Source organism: Pectobacterium sp. PL64, assembly GCF_022477975.1.
Taxonomy (GTDB): Bacteria; Pseudomonadota; Gammaproteobacteria; order Enterobacterales; family Enterobacteriaceae; genus Pectobacterium; species Pectobacterium jejuense.
Genome location: NZ_CP092070.1, coordinates 4,940,377 through 4,960,324, shown reverse-complemented (window position 1 = coordinate 4,960,324; position 19,948 = coordinate 4,940,377). Strand labels below are relative to the sequence as shown.

Below are 19,948 nucleotides of genomic sequence, written 5' to 3'. Positions count from 1 at the left end.
TTCAGGCTCAAATTCCCCGCGACATGAGGATTTCTTTGCTCTACATCAATTTTACAGCGATAAAACCGCAAACACCCCTACGCAATTTCAATATATAGTGCCTATCCTGTAAACATGACCTACATATAGTGTTTATCCACAGTGTCATCCACAGCCCTCTGTAACCCTTGTCAGTTACGGTTTTCGCCTGTGGATAACCTTTCCAGAGGAAGAAAACGTGAAACCAGTAGTGATTAAACGGGATGGTTGCCAGGTGCCTTTTGATGAAGTGCGTATCAAAGAGGCGGTCGAACGCGCGGCACATGCAGCCGGTGTCAATGATGCAGACTACTGTGCAACTGTGGCCTGTGCGGTCGCTCAACAAATGCAGGATAAATCGCGCGTAGATATCCGCGATATTCAGGACGCGGTCGAAAACCTGCTGATGTCCGGCAATTACAAGCAGCTGGCGCGTACCTACATCGAATACCGCCATGACCGCGATATTGCGCGTGAACGCCATGGTCGCCTGAATCAGGAAATTCGCGGTCTGGTTGAGCAGAGCAACATGGCGCTGCTGAACGAGAACGCCAACAAAGACAGTAAAGTGATTCCCACCCAGCGCGACCTGCTGGCCGGTATTGTCGCCAAGCATTACGCCAAACAGTACATCCTGCCGCGTGATGTGGTACTGGCGCACGAGCGCGGTGAGATTCACTATCACGACCTCGACTACTCGCCCTTTTTCCCTATGTTTAACTGCATGTTGATCGACCTGAACGGCATGTTGACCAACGGCTTCAAAATGGGCAACGCGGAGATTGAACCACCGAAGTCGATCTCAACCGCTACCGCCGTCACCGCGCAGATTATCGCGCAGGTCGCCAGCCACATTTATGGCGGCACCACGATTAACCGTATTGATGAGATTCTGGCGCCGTTCGTCACCGCCAGCCATGAGAAACATAAAGCCGTGGCAGAAGAGTGGCAGATTCCCGATGCGGAAAACTATGCCTTAACCCGCACGCAAAAAGAGTGCTACGACGCCTTCCAGTCACTGGAATATGAAGTCAACACGCTGCACACCGCTAACGGCCAGACGCCGTTCGTGACCTTTGGTTTCGGGCTCGGCATCAGCTGGGAATCGCGCCTGATTCAGGAATCGATCCTGCGCAACCGCATTGCTGGACTGGGTAAAAACCACAAAACGGCGGTCTTCCCGAAACTGGTCTTTGCGATTCGTGACGGTCTGAACCACAAAGCGGGCGATCCGAATTACGATATCAAACAGCTCGCGCTGGAGTGCGCCAGCAAGCGCATGTACCCGGATATTCTGAACTACGATCAGGTCGTGAACGTCACCGGTTCGTTTAAAACGCCAATGGGTTGCCGCAGCTTCCTCGGCGTTTATGAAGAAGATGGGCAGCAGATTCACGACGGCCGCAATAATCTGGGCGTAATCAGCCTGAACCTGCCGCGCATCGCGTTGGAGGCCGAAGGCAGCGAAACCCGCTTCTGGACGCTGCTCGACCAGCGTCTGGCGCTGGCGAAGAAAGCGCTGATGACGCGCATTGCGCGACTGGAAAGCGTGAAAGCCCGCGTCGCGCCAATCCTGTATATGGAAGGCGCGTGCGGCGTGCGCTTAAAAGCGGACGACAGCATCGCGGATATATTCAAGAACGGACGCGCCTCGATTTCACTGGGTTACATCGGCCTGCATGAAACGATTAACGCCCTCTTCGGTAGCCAAACACATGTGTTTGATGACGAGACGCTGCGTGCCAAAGCCGTGGCCGTTATCACTCGCCTGAAAGCCGCCACCGAGCAATGGAAAGACGAAACGGGTTACGGCTTCAGCCTGTACAGCACGCCGAGCGAGAACCTGTGCGACCGCTTCTGCCGTCTGGATACCGCCGAGTTTGGCGTCGTGCAGGGCGTGACGGACAAAGGGTATTACACCAACAGCTTCCACCTCGATGTGGAGAAGAAGGTGAACCCTTATCAGAAAATCGACTTCGAACTGCCCTATCCGCCGCTGGCTAACGGTGGGTTCATTTGCTACGGCGAATACCCGAACCTGCAGCACAACCTCAAAGCGCTGGAAGACGTGTGGGATTACAGCTACAGCCGCGTGCCTTACTACGGCACCAACACGCCGATCGACGAATGCTACGAGTGTGGCTTCACTGGTGAATTCGAGTGCACCAGCAAAGGCTTCACCTGCCCGAAATGTGGCAACCACGATTCGGCTCGCGTTTCCGTCACGCGCCGCGTGTGCGGCTACCTCGGCAGCCCGGATGCACGTCCGTTCAACGCCGGTAAGCAGGAAGAAGTAAAACGTCGAATCAAGCACTTAGGTAACGGCCAACTGGGATAATCCCTTCTGGGCCGCAGCAATGCGGCCCACCTTTCGCGGCACCGTCAACACGCGCCCGCTTCATAACATGGGCTCTACAGCATGAATTACCACCAGTATTATCCCGTTGATGTCGTCAACGGCCCCGGCACCCGCTGTACGCTGTTTGTCGCGGGCTGCGTACATGAGTGTGTGGGGTGCTACAACAAAAGCACCTGGCGACTCAACTCCGGTCAGCCGTTTACGCAGGAACAGGAAGATCGGATCATCGCCGATCTCCAGGATACAGCGATCCCCCGGCAGGGAATTTCGCTGTCTGGCGGCGATCCACTTCACCCACAGAACGTGCCTGACATCCTGCGGCTGGTCGAACGGATACGCGCGGAATGCCCAGGCAAAGATATCTGGGTCTGGACGGGCTACGTGCTGGCGGAACTCACACCGGAACAACAGCGGGTGGTCGATCTCATCAACGTGTTAGTCGATGGAAAATTTGTGCAAGATCTGAAAGATCCCGCACTGATCTGGCGCGGCAGCAGCAATCAGGTTGTCCACCGCCTGCGTTGATCGACAAGCGGCTACTGAAGCGCCTGCTGTTTACCCAGTGAACGTAATTGATCGGATTCCAGCACGGTGACCCGCGCTTTGGGCTCGGGTGAAAACGCCTGATTCAGCAACGCCTGCGCGACCGTTTTCCCTTCAATGGCTCGCCATTTTGCCGGGAACAGCCGAAACAGCGGTGCGGCCAGACTTTCTAGCGGACGGCTGTCTTCTCTTTCCCCCAGCAGCATCGACGGCTGTGCCAGTGTCAGATGCTGCCAGCCTTGCTGACGCAGCGATTTTTCCGCTTCTCCCTTCACTCGCGAATAGAAGAAAGGCGACGTCGCACTCGCGCTCAGCGAACTGACGACTAACAGGTGCGTCGCGCCCAGCGCCAGCGCCACCTTTGACCCTTCCACCACCAGCGTGTAATCCACATAGCGGAACGCCTGCTTACTGCCTGCCGTCTTGAGCGTCGATCCCAGACAGCAAAACGCGATATCGACAGGATCGGTCAATTGCGCCAGCGCGGCAGACAGATCGGGATCGTGCGGATTGACCACCTTCTCCGAAGGCTCCAGCGGCTTACGGGTCGGCGCATAGATCGTCTCAACCCGATTATTGGCTTTCAACAGCTGTAACAACTCGTGCCCCACTAACCCCGTTGCACCTAATAACAATACCCGGCTCATCGGTTTTCCCCCTTGCTCAGCGTCTTTCACTATCCCATCTTTTTACGTTTCTGTTCTTATCTGTGACAAATGTTAGTTATGACAAACGTTATCTGTGACAAATGCTCTCTGTAACGACTGTTATCTCTGAAGAACGTTAGCGCTGCCAGTGGCGTTTCTTACCAAAGCCCAACGTATTGTCCGTCATTTTGATTTCTGTCAGATCGAGCCGCCAGATCGGTGCTTGCGATGCCCGGGCAATAGGGAAACGCACGTTGTACCGTGCTCTGGCCTGCTGCGCGTCATCCCCTTCCAACTGCACCGCCTGCGCCCGAAACTGCACGCCTTTAATCAGCATAACGCTCTTCGGCTGACCGCTCACCGTACCGGCCACCTGCGGCAGCCTTACCATTATTTCACCGTGGCGCGTCTGCAACTCCGTCATTAGATAGAAGGCTATCTGTTGATCGTCATAAGTATAGAAGCAACTCGCACACCATAATTCCGAATTTTCACCCACGCATAACGTCAGTACGTGCAACTTCTTCAAATAGCGGGAGATTGCCTCAAGATCGCTATCTGTTTCTCTCAGTTCTTTCTGCATTACGCTGCCTCAATCCACTTTCTGAACGAACGTATCCTGCCCGACCACTAACTGCCCTTCCGCAGAGTGCGGCAGCATGGTTTGCAGAGGCTGGCCGGTGTGTTTATCCAATAGCAGGGAGTGCGGTTCTCCCTCTGCAAACAGCTGCTGTTCCCCCCACTGGCGTAGCGCCACAACGAGCGGAAATAACTGTTCTCCTTTTGGCGTCAGGATATATTCCTGATAGGCCGAGCTTTCAGAAACGGGCTGAACGGACAAAATACCTTCCTCAACCAAGGCGCGCAGACGGTCGGTAAGAATATTTTTGGCAACGCCCAAACTGCGCTGAAAATCGCCGAAACGGCGGCGATTGTCGAAAGCATCGCGGATAATCAGCAACGCCCAGCGATCGCCAACCACTTCTAGCGCACGAGCAACGGGACACGCATCCTCTTTCAGACTTTTGCGCTTCACCATGACTACTTCCTCCCCTTTTTCCTGTTCATCCTGCCTGCCTTACCCACAGGCTGAAAACTGACCGCACGTTTTTTGGTTGCAGAATAAAACCAGAGTATTTATGCTTCAAGTGGTTTTATTTTGAAACCAATTTGAGTAGTGAAAGCCAATACCATGAAAACAAGCCCTATTCATACCACGTCATCCGTTACCGAAGGCGATCTTTACAGCACGCAGACGGCATTGCCGCATGCTTTAGTTTTGCTGTTTGCCTGTGCCAGTGCCCTCAGCGTCGCGAATGTGTATTACGCACAGCCGCTGTTGGATGCATTATCGCTAGATTTTCACATCAGTATCGCTGCCGTTGGCGGCGTGATGACCGCAACACAGCTTGGCTGTGCGCTGGCGTTAATTCTGCTGGTGCCGCTGGGCGATATCCTCAATCGCCGCTATTTGATGCTCGCTCAGTTGGGTGCACTCATCGTAGCGCTGATCGCCGTTGGGCTATCCACCACGCCCCTGTCTTTATTGATCGGCATGCTGGCCGTGGGCATGCTCGGGACGGCAATGACGCAAGGGCTAATTGCTTATGCCGCGACCGCTTCCGCACCGCAGGAGCGCGGGCGCGTAGTCGGTGCGGCACAGGGCGGCGTGGTGATTGGGCTGTTGCTGGCGCGCGTGCTATCCGGCTTCATCGCCGATCTAGCAGGCTGGCGCAGCGTGTACTTTTTCTCTGCGCTGCTGATGCTCCTGCTTGCCGTGCTTTTATGGCGCGCACTGCCGCCTCAGCCGCTTGCCCAGCAGCGTACCCGCTATGCCGCGTTGCTGCTTTCTATGCTGACCCTGCTGCGTCAAGAGCGGGTATTGCAAATACGTGGCACCATCGCTTTACTGATGTTTGCTGCCCTGAGTATTTTCTGGAGCGCGCTGGTTCTGCCACTGAGTCGTGAGCCTTATTTCTTCTCTCATACGGTGATCGGTGCGTTTGGTCTGGTGGGGGTTCTCGGCGCATTGGCAGCGGTAAAAGCGGGTTCGCTGGCCGATAAAGGCCGCGAACAGTGGGTCAGCGGCATCGCCCTGTTATTGCTGCTGACATCGTGGCTGCCGCTGTGGTTAGCGCCCTATTCTCTCTTCGCGCTGGTGGTCGGCATCATCGTTCTCGATCTGGGCGGACAGGCCATTCACGTCACCAACCAAAGCATGATTTTCAAGACGCATCCTGATGCGCACAGCCGTCTGGTTGGCTGTTATATGCTGTTTTATAGCATCGGCAGCGGGCTTGGCGCGATGGCAACGACAGCGGCATATGACGCTGCCGGCTGGTCAGGCGTGTGTCTCCTTGGCGCAGCCGTCAGCCTGCTGGCGCTGCTTTTCTGGAAAATGACGCTGCCGTCACCGAGAGCCTCCACGCCATCGTGATAGCGGAACAGCGCCTCTTGATAACAACACCATCCGATTGATAAGGGAAAAGCATGAGCGAACTGACGTTACTGGCTGATGCCGACGAGCGCGGCCGACGTTATCTGGCTGAGACTGCACAGCGTCGGGTTTTCCCCGATGCCGATGCCCTCGCAGCGCTGGCACGTTTTGATGAAGCGCTACCGCAACAGGGCTTCTCGCCCGAAAGCACGCTGACACTGCTGGATGAGGTCGGCTCACCGGCCACCACCGCCTCCAATGGCCCGAACTATTTCGGCTTTGTTATCGGTGCCTCATTGCCGGTCGCCGCCGCTTCCGAGCGATTAATGATCGCCTGGGATCAGTGTGCATCCACCTTCGATAACTCGCCGGTATCCGCCACGCTGGAACGCCTCGCCAGCCGCTGGGTGCTCGATGCTCTGAACTTACCCAAAGAAAGTGCCGTGGGTTTCGGCACCAGCGCCACCGCCTGTACGCTTTCCTGTCTGGCCGCCGCACGTCGTGCTCTGCTAGCAAAACAGGGCTGGGATTTTGACAACGATGGACTGATCGGCGCGCCTGAAATTAAGGTCGTGATTTCGGAACTGACGCACATCACCGTGAAGAAAGCGCTACGCGTACTCGGTTTTGGGCTGCGCCATTTACGTATCGCACCTGTTAATGCGTTTGGGCAGATCGACGTGGCACAGCTTCCTCCGCTGGACGATCGTACGATTCTTTGTTTACAGGCGGGCGAGGTCAACACGGGCGAGTTCGATGACTTTGCGCAGATCATTCCCGTCGCGAAAACAGCGGGAGCCTGGGTTCACGTTGATGGCGCCTTCGGGCTGTGGGCCAGAGCTTCGTCCCACGCGGCGCTCACCGACGGCATCGATCTGGCCGATAGCTGGACAACCGACGCGCATAAATGGCTGAACACGCCCTACGACTGTGCGATGGCGATTTGCCGCGATGCGGACGTGCTGGCGGAAGCGATGAACGCGGATGCCGTCTATTCCAGTGCGGCACGAGATGCACAGAAGAACCTGACGCTCGAGTTCTCCCGTCGGCCGCGCGGCATTCCGGTGTGGGCAGCACTGCGTACGCTGGGGCGCGATGGTGTAGCGGAGATGGTCGAGCGACACTGCCGGCAGGCAACCCTCATCGCCGACGGCCTGCGCCATGTGGGATTTGAGATACTGAATCGGGTTGTGCTTAATCAGGTTCTGCTGCGGGGGGAAACCGACAGCCAAACGACGGCGATACGAGAAGCGCTACAAGCGTCGGGCAAAGCATGGTTTGGCGGCACCGTCTGGCAGGGGCGTCCGGCATTGCGCATCAGCGTGTCATCCTGGCGCACGCAGGACGACAACGTGCAGGCGCTGATCACGCTGCTGACGGAAATCAAAGCTCAGGCCCAATGCTGAGCAAAGCCTAAAGCGCTGAGCGCGGTATAAAACGACTATCCCCGCAAGTGCGGGGATAGAGAGACGTAATCAAACTACAGCGAGTCGGAATATGCTAGACGTAAACGCTAATGCTGGAGACCTGTCCCTGAAAGCGGTTCAGCGCTTCGGCGGCACGCTGCAGGCTTTCGGTATTTTGCACTTCGCTACGGGACGATGCGCCCGCGACACCTTGCTGAATGGTGTCGAAAACATTAATCGGCTGGAACACATTGGAAGGCGGAATGCTTCCCCCTTCGGCTCTCGGCGACGAGACAAAACCCAGCAGCGCGGAACCTTCTTCACGCCCCAACCGCCCACTGCTGACAAGGCCTTCAACCGTTTCATACAGCTCGGCAGGGCTAATACGGGTGAAATCATACCGCGTCGTCTGACCAACAGGAACGGCACCGCTACCCGCCTGATAAGACTGAAGCTGTTCGGACAGCGCCGCTTTCTCTGCATGCTCTGTCGAACGCTTCGCCATCACCTGCTGGCTGGCAAAAACGGACGACTCTGCGGCTTCAACTTTCATATCACCTCCTTACGGTAACGTATGGAAGACAAAATCATTGGCATAGCGCCTCACCGTGACGGTGGGGGCAAAAATGGCGTGCTTTAATACTGACACGCAATCCCTCATCGCGCCAGCCAGAAGCGGGATTTGCTCCCGCTGATGTGGGAACACGTTATAGCGCGGTGAATTATGCTGCTCTTAGCAAAAATCGCAGAACAGTCGTGTCAATCAACAAAAGCACTCACAGGAATATCGAATCGTTTAGCAAGCGCTCTCATGTGATCAAGCGTTAGAGTGCGCTCACCGTTTAGAATGCGGGATACCAGAGACTTTTTACCAATCTCAGCTTCAAAATCACTCTGCGTTAGCTGATGCTGATCCATAAGGACGCGCAGTAAAGCAATACCGGCCGGGAGTGCTTTAACACGTTCGTTGAAGGCTGCAAACTCCGGTGCATCATTCTCGTATTTGTCAATTTTGGCAGTCAGCATATCGATTAGCGGACTATCAGGCTCACTCTCGATCAGGTATTCAGTGAGTTTCAGCGCATCCTCATAATCCTTACGAGAGGTGCTACCTCCGAGGAATGGTACGATACTCGTCAGGTTGTTAGCTGCCTTGATAGCGTCTGCGTACATCATTCTTTATTCCTCCGGTAATACTCTGTCAGCCTGTCGTACTCTGCATGGGATGTAATGTGCTTGATGAAGATTTTTCCCCGCTCAAAATCAGCAAAAAACATCACTCGAAGATGCCCGCCACCAATATCAATAACCCACCATTTTTCTCGGTATTTCATCCTATCTAGGCTAGGGAAGCGTTTTTTCATATCGTCCGGCGTTGCATACATTTCGCGTTTGATAACCCGATATAGGTCAGCAAGTGCTGCCGCCTGATTCGGAAACTGAGTGGTTGCAGTGTCGAAAGGTGCCCGCGAAATAACATGCATCTGGATTCACTCCCTGATGTTTCCAGATTGGAAACAATATGCCGTAAATGGAACGAGTTGACAATAAGGAAACCGTTATAATCTACATCCCTGCTGTTCGGTTTATCCCCGCAGAGCGGGGAACACGAAGCTTACATCCAGAGAGTAAGGGAGAACCTCACGCTGTTGGTGCATTGCTCGCTAGCGCGACGACGTTCTCTTGCTCTGAGGGGGCTTTGCCGGGTTTCTCTTTTTTCTTTTCCACGTAGGTCAGTTTTTCCTGATTCTGCGCTGGCGGGGTCAGCGGATGGGATTGGCCAGTGAAGACACCGCCTTTTTCGATGGAGAGTTCATCGGTGAAAATGTCTCCGAATACTTTTCCCTGCGCCAGAATAGCTACAACGCTGGCGGCTATGCGTCCTTCAACGCGACCGTTGATGACGATCTGCTGCGACTTCATTTCGCCGTTGACCTGCCCGGTGTGCTCAACTTTAATCGTGTTATCACACTGCACATCACCTTCTACTCGGCCTTCCACGGTGATGTTGCCATCCACAGCCAGAGAGCCCGTCATACGCGCGCCCTGAGAAATGAAGGTGTCTTTTTTCACGCGCACAGGGTTCACTGAATTAATCAACTCGTTCGATGGACTGATAGCGGGAGAGCTGTTTATTTCACTGCGCTCTTGCGGTTCTTTGGCGTCTTTTTTGTTTTTATCAAATGAAAACATCGTGTTATTCCTTTTAACAGTATAGAAAAATGCGATCGTGGCACTTGCGGCTAGTACGGCAGCCACTCCCTGACCGTAATATCGAAGGGGAAGTTCGCTATAAATATCAATAAGCCAGGCGATCACCAATAAAGCCCATATCGCCCATATTCCCCAAAGCAGGTTGTAATTACGCACCGGGGCAAACCCGGAAAGAGGTGGGGTAATGCATATCCTTCTCCATTCGTCCTTTTTGCAGCTTGATTTCGCCACGCCCCATAGGATATCGGATGACAAGCCCTTTTATTTAGTCCGATGAGCGTGGCAACGTGATGACTATCGCATGAATTTTCGCCAACGCGATGTGGAAATGTGCGTTTTATTGATGTGGGTACGTCTCTGCGGTGAAGAGTATTGCTTAGCTAAACCGATTCTTCTATTTTAGCAAACAGTCTAATTATCATTGATAAGAGTAACGTTATGGCAAACAGAATTTGGGTCATGGGCGACGCGGTTGTCGATCTCATCCCGGAAGATACGGAACGCTATCTGAAATGCCCCGGCGGCGCGCCCGCCAATGTGGCGGTCGGCATTGCCAGACTCGGGGGAAACAGCGCCTTTGTTGGTCGCGTCGGCGACGATGTTTTTGGCCATTTTCTAAAAACAGTGCTGGAACGGGAAAGCGTTGATACCCGCTACATGGCACACGATCGGCTCCATCGAACCTCAACCGTGGTCGTGAGCCTTGATGAAGCAGGGGAACGCACCTTCACGTTCATGGTTCGCCCGAGTGCCGATCTGTTTTTACAGCCGGAAAATCTGCCGGTGTTCAGCCAGAGAGAGTGGCTGCACCTCTGCTCTATCGCACTCTCGCAGGAGCCCTCGCGTAGCACCGCATTTGCGGCGATGCAGCAGGTGAAAGCGACACAGGGATGGATCAGCTTCGACCCGAATATCCGTGACGACCTCTGGCAAAGCGAGCAGGAACTGCGCGACTGTCTGACACAGGCGCTGATGCTGGCCGACGTGGTGAAGCTATCGCGTGAAGAGCTGGCCTTTCTCTGTTCAACACCGGATGTTGAAGCGGGGATTCAGCAGTTTATGCAGCGCTACCCTACCCAACTCTTGCTGGTGACGCTGGGCGGCGAAGGCGTCTGGCTGCACGATCGCCACCGGCTACGGCATTTTGCCGCGCCGTTGGTGACGCCCGTCGATACCACTGGCGCGGGGGATGCCTTCGTCGCTGGTTTGCTGCACGGCCTGGCGCAGTATGACGATCTGTCACAACCGCTGAGCTGGGACCCGATTATCGAGCAGGCGCAGCAGTGCGGTGCACTGGCGACCACAGCAAAAGGCGCGATGACCGCACTCCCCTACGCTCAGCAATTGCACGCACGCCCTTAGCCAAGCCCTAATCCCCTCGTTTGATACGGTTACCGCCCGGTTTTGTAGTCAGGATCACAGTTACAGAATCGGGTGAGTGAAATTTCTTGCTAACCCTTCTTTTGGCTTTTATTTTCCTCATGAAAAACCGGTTTAGCAATTTAGCTAAACACGAAAAATCCAAAAACAAGAAATCTCCTTCACGACGAGAACGAAAAAATGAAGCCAAGCCACCTTGCTGTGACGATAGGATTATTACTTTCCTCCCCGTTTTATGTTTCCGCTGCCAACACCGACAGTATTGAAGCCCGTTTGAACGCTATGGAACAGCGTCTGCAACAGGCTGAAGCCCGCGCTCAGGCCGCCGAAGCCAGAGCCGACGCCGCAGAAAAGCAAACCCAGCAGTTAGCCACCCGCACCACCCAAACCGAACAGAAAACCCAGCAGGTGGAACAGCGTACAACGGCACTGACCAAGCAGAAGTCGTTTGCCGATGGATTTGAATTCCACGGCTACGCGCGTTCTGGCCTGTCGATCAATGATTCTGCCACCAGCGCCAAAACCGATATCGGACCGGGCATGTCCCCTGCCGGTCAAACTGGCGGACATATTGGCCGTTTAGGCAATGAAGACGACACCTACGTCGAAATTAAACTGGAGCACAAACAGAAGCTGGATAACGGCGCAACCACCCGCTTCAAGGTGATGATGGCGGACGGCCAGCGCAGCTATAACGACTGGACAGCGGCCACCAGCGACCTGAACATTCGTGAAGCCTTCGTCGAGCTGGGCTCACTGCCAACCTTCACCGGTGCCTTTAAGGACACCACGCTGTGGGCGGGTAAACGCTTCGATCGCGATAACTTCGATATTCACTGGCTGGACAGCGACGTGGTCTTCCTCGCGGGCACCGGCGGCGGGATCTATGACGTGAAATGGGCGGATAGCGCCAAGAGTAACTTCTCGCTGTATGGCCGCAGCCTCGGCGAAATTACCTCGCTGGATAACGACATCAAAAACTACGTCTTTACCGCTAACAACTACGTCGGGCCATTCCAGTTCATGCTGAGCGGATTAACCGCGAAGAACAACGATGTAAAAGAAAACACCGGAACAAGCCGCGATAACACTGTCGTCACCAACACCAATGCAGGCGACAAAGGCTATCACGCGATGGTGGCTTACCACGGCGACAGCTTCTACGGCTTGCGCGACGGGACATCGAAAACCGCGATCCTCTACGGTCACGGACTGGGCGGCGAAGTGAAGAACATCGGCGCCGATGGCAACCTGACCAACGATGCCAACACCTGGCGCTTTGCGACCTACGGCACAACGGCGCTGAACAAGACCTGGAGCTTCGCGCCGTCCATTCTGGCGCAAACCAGTAAAGACCGTTACGTCAGCGGGGATAGCTACGAATGGGTGACGTTTAATGCGCGCCTGATTCAGGAAATCACCGAAAACTTTGCACTGGCCTATGAAGGCAGCTATCAATACATGGACCTCGATCCGCGCGGTTATCGGAGCCTGAATCAGGTTAGCGGCGGCTTCTACAAGCTGACCTTTGCACCGACGTTCAAGGTCGGCGATATCGGTAACTTCTTTAGCCGCCCTGAACTGCGCGTGTTTGCCAGCTACATGGACTGGGATAAACGACTAGATAACTACTCCAGTGAAGACACGTTTGGCTCCACCGGCTTTAAAGCAGGCGGCGAATGGAACTTCGGTATCCAGATGGAAACCTGGTTCTGATAATGGCCTAAACTTGGCGTCGATTACGTGCTAATCGACGCCAAAGAAACAGCATATCCTATTGAAAAAGAGGAATAACATGGATATCAACGCTACTGCCGCCGCGCTCATCCCCCTTCTCGGCGGGAAAGAGAACATCGCCAGTGCAGCCCACTGTGCGACTCGCCTGCGTCTGGTGCTGAATGATGACAGTCTGGCTGACAAGAAAGCGATCGAGAACGTCGACGGCGTTAAAGGCTGCTTCCAGAACGCCGGACAAATGCAGATCATTTTCGGCACAGGGCTGGTTAACAAGGTGTATGCCGAATTCATCAAAGCGGCAGGCATCAATGAATCGAGCAAATCCGAAGCCGCCTCCATTGCCGCGAAAAAACTAAACCCGCTGCAACGTCTGGCTCGCCTGCTGTCGAACATCTTCGTCCCTATCATGCCGGCGATTATCGCGTCCGGCTTGCTGATGGGGCTGCTCGGCATGATCAAGACCTACGGCTGGGTCGATTCCAGCAGCGCGATCTTCGTGATGCTGGATATGTTCAGCTCCGCGGCATTTATTATCCTGCCTGTTCTGATCGGTTTTACCGCCGCGCGGGAATTCGGTGGCAACCCTTATCTGGGCGCGACGCTGGGCGGTATCCTGACGCATCCAGCGCTGACCAACGCCTGGGGCGTCGCCGGTGGTTTCCAGACCATGCATTTCTTCGGCATGGACATCGCCATGATCGGCTATCAGGGCACCGTGTTTCCGGTCCTGCTGGCCGTCTGGTTCATGAGCATCGTGGAAAAACGCCTGCGTAAGATCGTACCGGATGCGCTGGACATCATCGTCACGCCGTTCCTGACTGTCATCATTTCCGGCTTTGTCGCCATGCTGCTTATCGGTCCGGCTGGACGCGCACTGGGCGATGGTATTTCTCTGGTTCTCAGCACATTGATTACTCACGCAGGTTGGCTGGCCGGTCTGCTGTTCGGCGGCCTCTACTCCGTCATCGTGATCACAGGCGTTCATCACAGCTTCCATGCCATTGAAGCCGGACTGCTTGGCAACCCGAATATCGGCGTCAACTTCCTGCTGCCGATTTGGGCGATGGCAAACGTAGCACAGGGCGGCGCGTGTCTGGCGGTATACTTCAAAACGCGTGATGCTAAAACCCGAGCGATTGCCGTTCCTGCCGGACTGTCTTGCCTGCTGGGCATCACGGAAGCGGCGATATTTGGTATCAACCTGCGCTTCATTAAACCGTTCCTGGCGGCGCTGGCGGGCGGTGCACTCGGTGGCGCATGGGTGGTCTTCAATCACGTCAATATGACGGCCGTCGGGCTGACTGGTTTTCCGGGGCTGGCGATTGTGCAAGGGGGCTCGATGCTTAACTACCTGATTGGGATGTTAATTGCGTTCGGTGCTGCCTTTATCATTTCCTTACTGCTGAAATATAAAACGGATAGCGAATAATGAAGGAAGTCCACTTACTAAAGCGCATGGCGCACGCCCTGATGTCAGGCCATTCACGGAAACAGGAAGATCCGTATCGCCCGGAATGGCATCTGTCTCCGAACGTTGGTCTGCTCAACGATCCGAACGGATTTATTCATCACAACGGGCGTTACCATCTGTTTTATCAGTGGAATCCTTTAGCCTGTGCCCACGGAGCGAAATTCTGGGGGCACTGGAGTTCCGCCGATCTGGTGAATTGGACGCATGAACCCGTCGCGCTGGTGCCGAGCGAAAGCTATGAAAGCCACGGCTGCTACTCCGGTTCTGCCGTGGTGGATCATGGGGCGATCACGCTGATTTACACGGGTAACGTCAAATACGATGACGGCTCACGCACCGCGTTTCAGTGCCTCGCCCGTGAGAACCCTAACGGTGAATATGACAAGCTGGGAGCTGTTCTGACGCTCCCCAACGGCTACACCGGCCACGTTCGCGATCCCAAAGTGTGGCGCCATGACGACCACTGGTACATGGTGCTCGGCGCACAGGATCTCGATCTGCAAGGTAAAGTGCTGCTCTACCGTTCCGCCGATCTGCTGGCATGGGAAAAGATCGGTGAGATCGCAGGTTCCCGTTTGGGCGAGCTCGGTGATTTTGGCTATATGTGGGAGTGCCCAGATCTGTTCCCGTTGGATGGCAAAGACGTACTGATCTGTTGTCCACAAGGGGTTCCCGCCGAAGAGGAACGTTACCTGAATACCTTTCAGGCTGGCTATTTCATCGGCTCACTCAATTACGAAAACGGCGCTTACCCGCATCAGGATTTCCACGAACTGGATCTCGGCTTCGAGTTTTACGCCCCACAAACCACGCTGAGTGAAGACGGGCGACGCCTGCTGTTCGGTTGGATGTCGATTCCTGACGACAATGAATTTTTTGAACCGACGATCGAACATGGCTGGATCCATACCATGACCTGCCCGCGTGAGCTCACGTTGCATGGCGATCGCGTTTATCAACGTCCCGCGCGCGAGTTGCAGCAGTTGCGCGGACAGCATTACACCTGGCAGGGTGCCGCAGACTACGCGTCTCCGCTGGACGCCAGCAGCGCGGAAATCCTCATCACCGTGCAAGGGGAATTCCAGCTCAACCTCGCTTCCCAGTTGGTTCTCTGTTGGGACGGAGAACGCGTCACGCTGAGCCGACGTAACCGTCGCACCGGCGAGCCCGAGCATCGCTACTGGCGTGGAGACTTGAGCCAATTGCAGATCCTGTGCGATCGCTCCAGCGTTGAAATTTTTATCAACGACGGCGAAGCCGTGATGTCTGCACGCTACTTCCCGGAAAGCGAGCCGTTCGTGACGTTCAGCGGCTCTGGGCAATTAACGCTACAGCACTGGCTGTTAGCGCCATGCGTGATAGAATAACTTCCCTTTTTTCTGATAGCAGACCTCGCGGTGAAACCGACTAAACGCATAACAATCAGTGACATCGCCGCGCTGGCTGGTGTATCAAAATCTACCGCCAGTCTGGTGCTTAACGGGCGCAGCAAAGAGTTTCGCGTTTCTGATGACACCCGCGATCGCATTTTAGCTGTCGCACACGAGCAACGTTATCAGCCCAGCATTCACGCACGTTCGCTGCGTTCCTCACGCAGCAACACGCTGGGGCTAGTGGTGCCGGAAATGACCAACTACGGCTTTGCCGTGATTTCCCGCGAGCTGGAAATGCTGTGTCGTGAAGCAGGGCTACAGTTGCTGATTGCCTGCACCGACGAAAATGCCAGTCAGGAGATGATGGCGGTCAACAGTCTGGTGCAGCGCCAGGTCGATGGCCTGATTGTCGCCTCCAGCCTGTTAAGCGATGTTGAATATCAGAAAATTAATCAGCAGTTGCCCGTCGTGCAGTTTGACCGGGTGATTGGTGATTCCACACTACCGATGGTGATTTCCGAAGCGGTAGAATCCACGGCGGAAATGGTCGAACGTATCGCCCGCCAGCATCGTGATGAATTCTATTTCCTTGGCGGACAGCCGCGAATCTCCCCGACTCGCCACCGTCTGGAAGGCTTCCAGCTTGGACTCACGCGCGCAGGTATCGACTGCAAGCCGGAGTGGATTATTCACGGTAGCTATCACCCCAGCGCGGGTTATGAAATGTTTGCTCAGCTGTGTGCAACGCTGGGTCGCCCGCCAAAAGCGCTGTTTGTTGCCGCTTGTGGCCTGATGGAAGGCGTGCTGCGCTATATGAACCAGCATAACCTGATGGAAAGCGGCATTCGACTGTGCTGCTTTGACGATCACTATCTGTTTGATTGCTTACCGTTGAAGATCGATACCGTGGCGCAGGATTGTGAAAATCTGGCACGTAGCAGCTTTGAGATGGTGACCAGCCTGATTGCACAACAGCCACTTCAAGAAGATCGGCGCTATATCCCGACGCGTATTCACTGGCGTCATCCTGACTCGCGGGCGTAGGCTTAACGCCCAACCACTCTGCCATATCATCCAGATGTAAACCTACAGACGTAAAAAAAGGAACGCGGTTTGAACGTCCGCATTCCTTCTTTAAACGCCAACCTCAGCCGTTATTTAGCGGCAGCGGTTTCCGCACCGACCAGGCCGACCTTGAGGTAGCCCGCTTTGCGCAGTGAATCCATCACGCTCATGATGGTTTCATAATCGACGCTTTTATCAGCCTGAAAGAAGATGGTCGTTTCTTTGTTGGCACTGGTTTTCGCATCCAGCACCTGCGCCAGCGATTGCTCGCTAACCACCTCTTCCCCCAGGAACATTTGCTTATCTGCTTTTACCGTCAGATAAAGCGGTTTTTCCGGCCGCGGCTGCGGTGCTGCCGATGAGGCTGGCAGATCGACACGAATGTCTACCGTTGCCAGCGGGGCCGCCACCATGAAGATAATCAGCAGAACCAGCATGACGTCAATGAACGGCGTGACGTTAATGTCATGCATTTCACCGTCATCACTCACGTCCTCCTTCAAATGCATCGCCATGACTTAACCCACCCGCAGTTTATGCGCTGCTGAAGACGCCCGGTTATCATTGCTGGCAGCCACGTCGAGATCGCGACTTTGCAGCAGCAGCACCTGTGCAGCCACATCGCCGACCATCGCTTTGTAGCCAGCAATCGAGCGAGCAAAGACGTTATAGATGACCACCGCAGGAATCGCAGCAACCAGACCAATCGCCGTCGCCAGCAGGGCTTCTGCGATCCCCGGCGCAACGACCGCCAGGTTAGTGGTTTGCGTCTGTGCGATACCGATGAAGCTGTTCATGATGCCCCATACCGTACCGAACAGCCCCACGAACGGGGCAACTGCGCCGACCGTTGCCAGATAGCCGTTACCACGCCCCATGTGACGCCCAGTAGCCGCCACGCGACGTTCCAGACGAAACGCGGTGCGCTCTTTAATTCCGTTGTTGTCATCAGAACGTGCGGAAAGCTCCAGCTCGTTCTGCGCATCAACCAGCAGTTGCTGTGCGACGCTGCCGGCTTTGAACGCGTCCGCAGTTTCCAGCGCGTCGTCCAGCGTTTTCGCCTGTTCCAGCGCCAGATACTCACGGCGCAGGCGACGTTTCGCGCCAGACATCTCAACGCTTTTACTAAAGAAGATCGCCCAGGTAATCACGGAGGCCAGCAGCAAACCGATCATCACCGTTTTCACCACGGCATCGGCGTGCTGGTACATACCCCAGACGGACAAATCGGTTTTCATCAGGTTATTGGTGCCCGGTGCCGCACTGGCAGGCAGCGAGAGTGCTGATGCCGGAGCCTGTGCATCGGTCGTCACAGGAGCGGAAGGCGACGCAGCAGCAGGCTGAGCGGCTGGTGCTGCATTCTCTGTCGATAACGGTGCCGTTGCTGGAGCCGCAAACGCATTTCCACTTAGTCCCGCCGTACACAGCAGGATAACCAGCACGCTACGGGAAAATGCGCTGAACGCGCCACGTTTTTTTTGCCAGGTTGATAACACCTGTTGAGTTGTATTACTGACAGCCGTCTTCACGCTGTGCCTCCACCATTCGTTCTGTACAATCATCTGTTCTGTACAATCATCTGTTCTGTACAATATCCGCACATATTCGCAGGTATAATGCCGCAATAACGCAGCCTGAAATGATACCAAACCCTGAACGAATTGATAGTCGTTCTCATTATTATTTACATCAGATAACGCACTTTCCTTGCGTTTTGACAGGATTTCAGAGGGTATTGCTCGCACATCAGCAGGAAAAGCATAAGAACGACAAGAAGAATAGCATTCAGGAATATATCAGGCGGGAGATCCCCCTAAAACTCGGTGCGATAGCCAAGATTTTTACGATCGGCTTTTTGTGATCAACATTAAGTTATCACACCATTTCATGATGACTGGCGATAAGTTTACTGAAATAAATGGATACATATGTACATAATAAGATAAATAAAAACACCAAGTTACGTATATTCCTATAAGTCAAATAGGAATAAAGTCCATATAAAACAGCATTTCATATTAGCTTTTTCTTTTGTGACACGAGTCATTCTACGAAGTTGTATAATAGGTTAGCTTAACTCACAGAGAATACTGACACACGCCACAATAATACGTAATAGGCGGTCGTCCTCTCATCATTAAACCCACTCTTCATTACGCTATTTTTCATGGGTTTATATTTTTAAATCACCCTTTGATTATCGATAATGTCACCCCACCTCTGGAGATAATTCAATGAAGCTGTCGAAAGCATTGATCGGCGTTTGTCTGGGTTCTACTGCACTCCTGATGAGCCAAGCAATTCAGGCACAACAAATTAAAGCCTCCGATGTTCACCCTGAAGGTTACCCTAATGTCGTTGCCGTTCAAAAAATGGGAGAGAAATTAAAAGCCGCCACAAATGGCAGGCTGGAAATTAAAACCTTCCCTGGCGGGGTATTGGGCGATGAGAAACAAATGATTGAGCAGGCGCAGCTCGGTGCCATTGATATTATCCGTGTATCAATGACGCCCGTTGCCGCTATTTTACCGGAAATAGAAGTCTTCACGCTGCCCTATATTTTCCGTGATGAAGATCATCTGCATAAAGTGCTGGATGGCAAAATCGGTCAGGAAATTGGTGACAAGATTACCCATAGCAGCAAATCAAAGTTGATTTTTCTGGGCTGGATGGACGCGGGCACACGTAACTTAATTACCAAAGAGCCAGTAGCGAAGCCAGAAGACCTCAAGGGCATGAAAATTCGTGTTCAAACCAGCCAGGTTGCTCTCGCAACGCTGAAAGCCATGGGCGCTAACGCGATTGCCATGGGCACCAGCGAAGTCTTCAGCGGCATGCAAACCGGCGTAATTGACGGCACCGAAAATAACCCGCCAACCTATGTTGCACATAACTACATGCCTGTTGCCAAGAATTTCACTTGGAGCCGCCACTTCATTATTCCTGAGCTGTTCCTGTATTCCAAAACCAAGTGGGACAAACTTTCTAAAGAGGATCAGGATCTTATCCTGAAGCTGGCGAAAGAAGCACAGCAAGAACAGCGCGTGCTGTGGAATGAATATACTCAGCAATCTCTGGATAAAATGAAAGCCGGCGGCGTTCAGTTCCATGAAATTGATACCGAGTACTATTTCAAAGCCACTCAGCCCGTCCGCGATCAGTTTGGTGCCAAATATCAGGATCTGATTAAAGCCGTCGCCGACGTTCAATAATCAGTACCTCATCTCAGCGGATAAATAGCCTGCTATTTATCCGCCACCATGAATAGCCTGATATCAATGTAATCCTTCGCTTATTG

The 19,948-nt window shown here is 54.0% G+C and carries 19 protein-coding genes; 10 read left to right on the top strand and 9 right to left on the bottom strand.

Going from position 1 to position 19,948, the window contains the following annotated elements:
• Positions 1 to 217: 217 nt before the first annotated feature.
• The gene (gene nrdD / locus HP572_RS22320; protein ID WP_240584361.1) at positions 218 to 2,356 is read left to right on the top strand and encodes an anaerobic ribonucleoside-triphosphate reductase; all 2,139 of its coding nucleotides are present in this window, start codon (positions 218 to 220) and stop codon (positions 2,354 to 2,356) included.
• 81 nt (positions 2,357 to 2,437) lie between these two features.
• On the top strand, positions 2,438 to 2,902 hold the full coding sequence (nrdG, locus tag HP572_RS22315) for an anaerobic ribonucleoside-triphosphate reductase-activating protein (protein WP_039470412.1): 465 nt from the start codon (positions 2,438 to 2,440) through the stop codon (positions 2,900 to 2,902).
• 11 nt (positions 2,903 to 2,913) lie between these two features.
• Here the strand turns inward: nrdG and HP572_RS22310 are convergent, their stop codons facing one another.
• The 3 genes from HP572_RS22310 to HP572_RS22300 form a co-directional block, all read right to left on the bottom strand.
• The gene (locus HP572_RS22310; protein WP_205554319.1) at positions 2,914 to 3,567 is read right to left on the bottom strand and encodes a hypothetical protein; all 654 of its coding nucleotides are present in this window, start codon (positions 3,565 to 3,567) and stop codon (positions 2,914 to 2,916) included.
• 136 nt (positions 3,568 to 3,703) lie between these two features.
• A complete protein-coding gene (locus HP572_RS22305; RefSeq protein WP_240584360.1) occupies positions 3,704 to 4,150 on the bottom strand; it encodes a YhbP family protein in 447 nt (148 codons plus the stop codon).
• Between the two features lie 9 nt (positions 4,151 to 4,159).
• On the bottom strand, positions 4,160 to 4,606 hold the full coding sequence (locus tag HP572_RS22300; protein ID WP_240584359.1) for a helix-turn-helix domain-containing protein: 447 nt from the start codon (positions 4,604 to 4,606) through the stop codon (positions 4,160 to 4,162).
• A gap of 153 nt (positions 4,607 to 4,759) precedes the next feature.
• Here HP572_RS22300 and HP572_RS22295 point away from each other — a divergent pair, with 153 nt between their 5' ends.
• Positions 4,760 to 6,004, top strand: a complete 1,245-nt coding sequence (locus HP572_RS22295) for an MFS transporter (protein ID WP_240584358.1) — start codon at positions 4,760 to 4,762, stop codon at positions 6,002 to 6,004.
• 53 nt (positions 6,005 to 6,057) lie between these two features.
• A complete protein-coding gene (locus HP572_RS22290) occupies positions 6,058 to 7,410 on the top strand; it encodes a pyridoxal-dependent decarboxylase (RefSeq protein ID WP_240584357.1) in 1,353 nt (450 codons plus the stop codon).
• 94 nt (positions 7,411 to 7,504) lie between these two features.
• Here the strand turns inward: HP572_RS22290 and HP572_RS22285 are convergent, their stop codons facing one another.
• From HP572_RS22285 to HP572_RS22270, 4 genes are all read right to left on the bottom strand, one after another.
• Positions 7,505 to 7,963, bottom strand: a complete 459-nt coding sequence (locus HP572_RS22285; protein WP_014913932.1) for a hypothetical protein — start codon at positions 7,961 to 7,963, stop codon at positions 7,505 to 7,507.
• A gap of 206 nt (positions 7,964 to 8,169) precedes the next feature.
• Positions 8,170 to 8,586: a type II toxin-antitoxin system HigA family antitoxin gene (locus tag HP572_RS22280; RefSeq protein WP_095993507.1), complete on the bottom strand. Its 417-nt coding sequence runs from the start codon at positions 8,584 to 8,586 to the stop codon at positions 8,170 to 8,172.
• Positions 8,583 to 8,894 carry a type II toxin-antitoxin system HigB family toxin gene (locus tag HP572_RS22275; protein ID WP_039504225.1) on the bottom strand — a complete coding sequence of 104 codons (312 nt, stop codon included), beginning with the start codon at positions 8,892 to 8,894 and terminating at the stop codon, positions 8,583 to 8,585. The genes HP572_RS22280 and HP572_RS22275 overlap by 4 nt, the downstream gene beginning before the upstream one ends.
• 157 nt (positions 8,895 to 9,051) lie before the next feature.
• Entirely contained in the window at positions 9,052 to 9,603 is a 552-nt protein-coding gene (locus tag HP572_RS22270; RefSeq protein WP_240584356.1) for a polymer-forming cytoskeletal protein, read from the bottom strand.
• Positions 9,604 to 10,062: 459 nt separating this feature from the next.
• Here HP572_RS22270 and HP572_RS22265 point away from each other — a divergent pair, with 459 nt between their 5' ends.
• The 5 genes from HP572_RS22265 (at position 10,063) to HP572_RS22245 (ending at position 16,629) form a co-directional block, all read left to right on the top strand.
• On the top strand, positions 10,063 to 10,986 hold the full coding sequence (locus tag HP572_RS22265) for an aminoimidazole riboside kinase (protein ID WP_240584355.1): 924 nt from the start codon (positions 10,063 to 10,065) through the stop codon (positions 10,984 to 10,986).
• A gap of 198 nt (positions 10,987 to 11,184) precedes the next feature.
• Positions 11,185 to 12,720, top strand: coding sequence for a carbohydrate porin (locus HP572_RS22260; RefSeq protein WP_240584354.1), 1,536 nt, complete (start codon positions 11,185 to 11,187; stop codon positions 12,718 to 12,720).
• Between the two features lie 79 nt (positions 12,721 to 12,799).
• Positions 12,800 to 14,170, top strand: a complete 1,371-nt coding sequence (locus tag HP572_RS22255; protein ID WP_240584353.1) for a sucrose-specific PTS transporter subunit IIBC — start codon at positions 12,800 to 12,802, stop codon at positions 14,168 to 14,170.
• Positions 14,170 to 15,579, top strand: coding sequence for a sucrose-6-phosphate hydrolase (locus HP572_RS22250; RefSeq protein ID WP_240584352.1), 1,410 nt, complete (start codon positions 14,170 to 14,172; stop codon positions 15,577 to 15,579). The genes HP572_RS22255 and HP572_RS22250 overlap by 1 nt, the downstream gene beginning before the upstream one ends.
• Positions 15,580 to 15,609: 30 nt before the next feature.
• Positions 15,610 to 16,629, top strand: coding sequence for a substrate-binding domain-containing protein (locus tag HP572_RS22245; RefSeq protein WP_240584351.1), 1,020 nt, complete (start codon positions 15,610 to 15,612; stop codon positions 16,627 to 16,629).
• Between the two features lie 110 nt (positions 16,630 to 16,739).
• Here HP572_RS22245 and exbD read toward each other — a convergent pair whose 3' ends face one another.
• Positions 16,740 to 17,165, bottom strand: coding sequence for a TonB system transport protein ExbD (exbD, locus tag HP572_RS22240; RefSeq protein WP_010280259.1), 426 nt, complete (start codon positions 17,163 to 17,165; stop codon positions 16,740 to 16,742).
• A 3-nt stretch (positions 17,166 to 17,168) separates the two neighbouring features.
• The gene (gene exbB, locus HP572_RS22235; RefSeq protein WP_119874342.1) at positions 17,169 to 18,179 is read right to left on the bottom strand and encodes a tol-pal system-associated acyl-CoA thioesterase; all 1,011 of its coding nucleotides are present in this window, start codon (positions 18,177 to 18,179) and stop codon (positions 17,169 to 17,171) included.
• A 705-nt stretch (positions 18,180 to 18,884) separates the two neighbouring features.
• On the opposite strand from exbB, the gene HP572_RS22230 reads away from it, so the two are divergent.
• Positions 18,885 to 19,862 carry a TRAP transporter substrate-binding protein gene (locus HP572_RS22230; RefSeq protein ID WP_205554087.1) on the top strand — a complete coding sequence of 326 codons (978 nt, stop codon included), beginning with the start codon at positions 18,885 to 18,887 and terminating at the stop codon, positions 19,860 to 19,862.
• Positions 19,863 to 19,948: the final 86 nt, after the last annotated feature.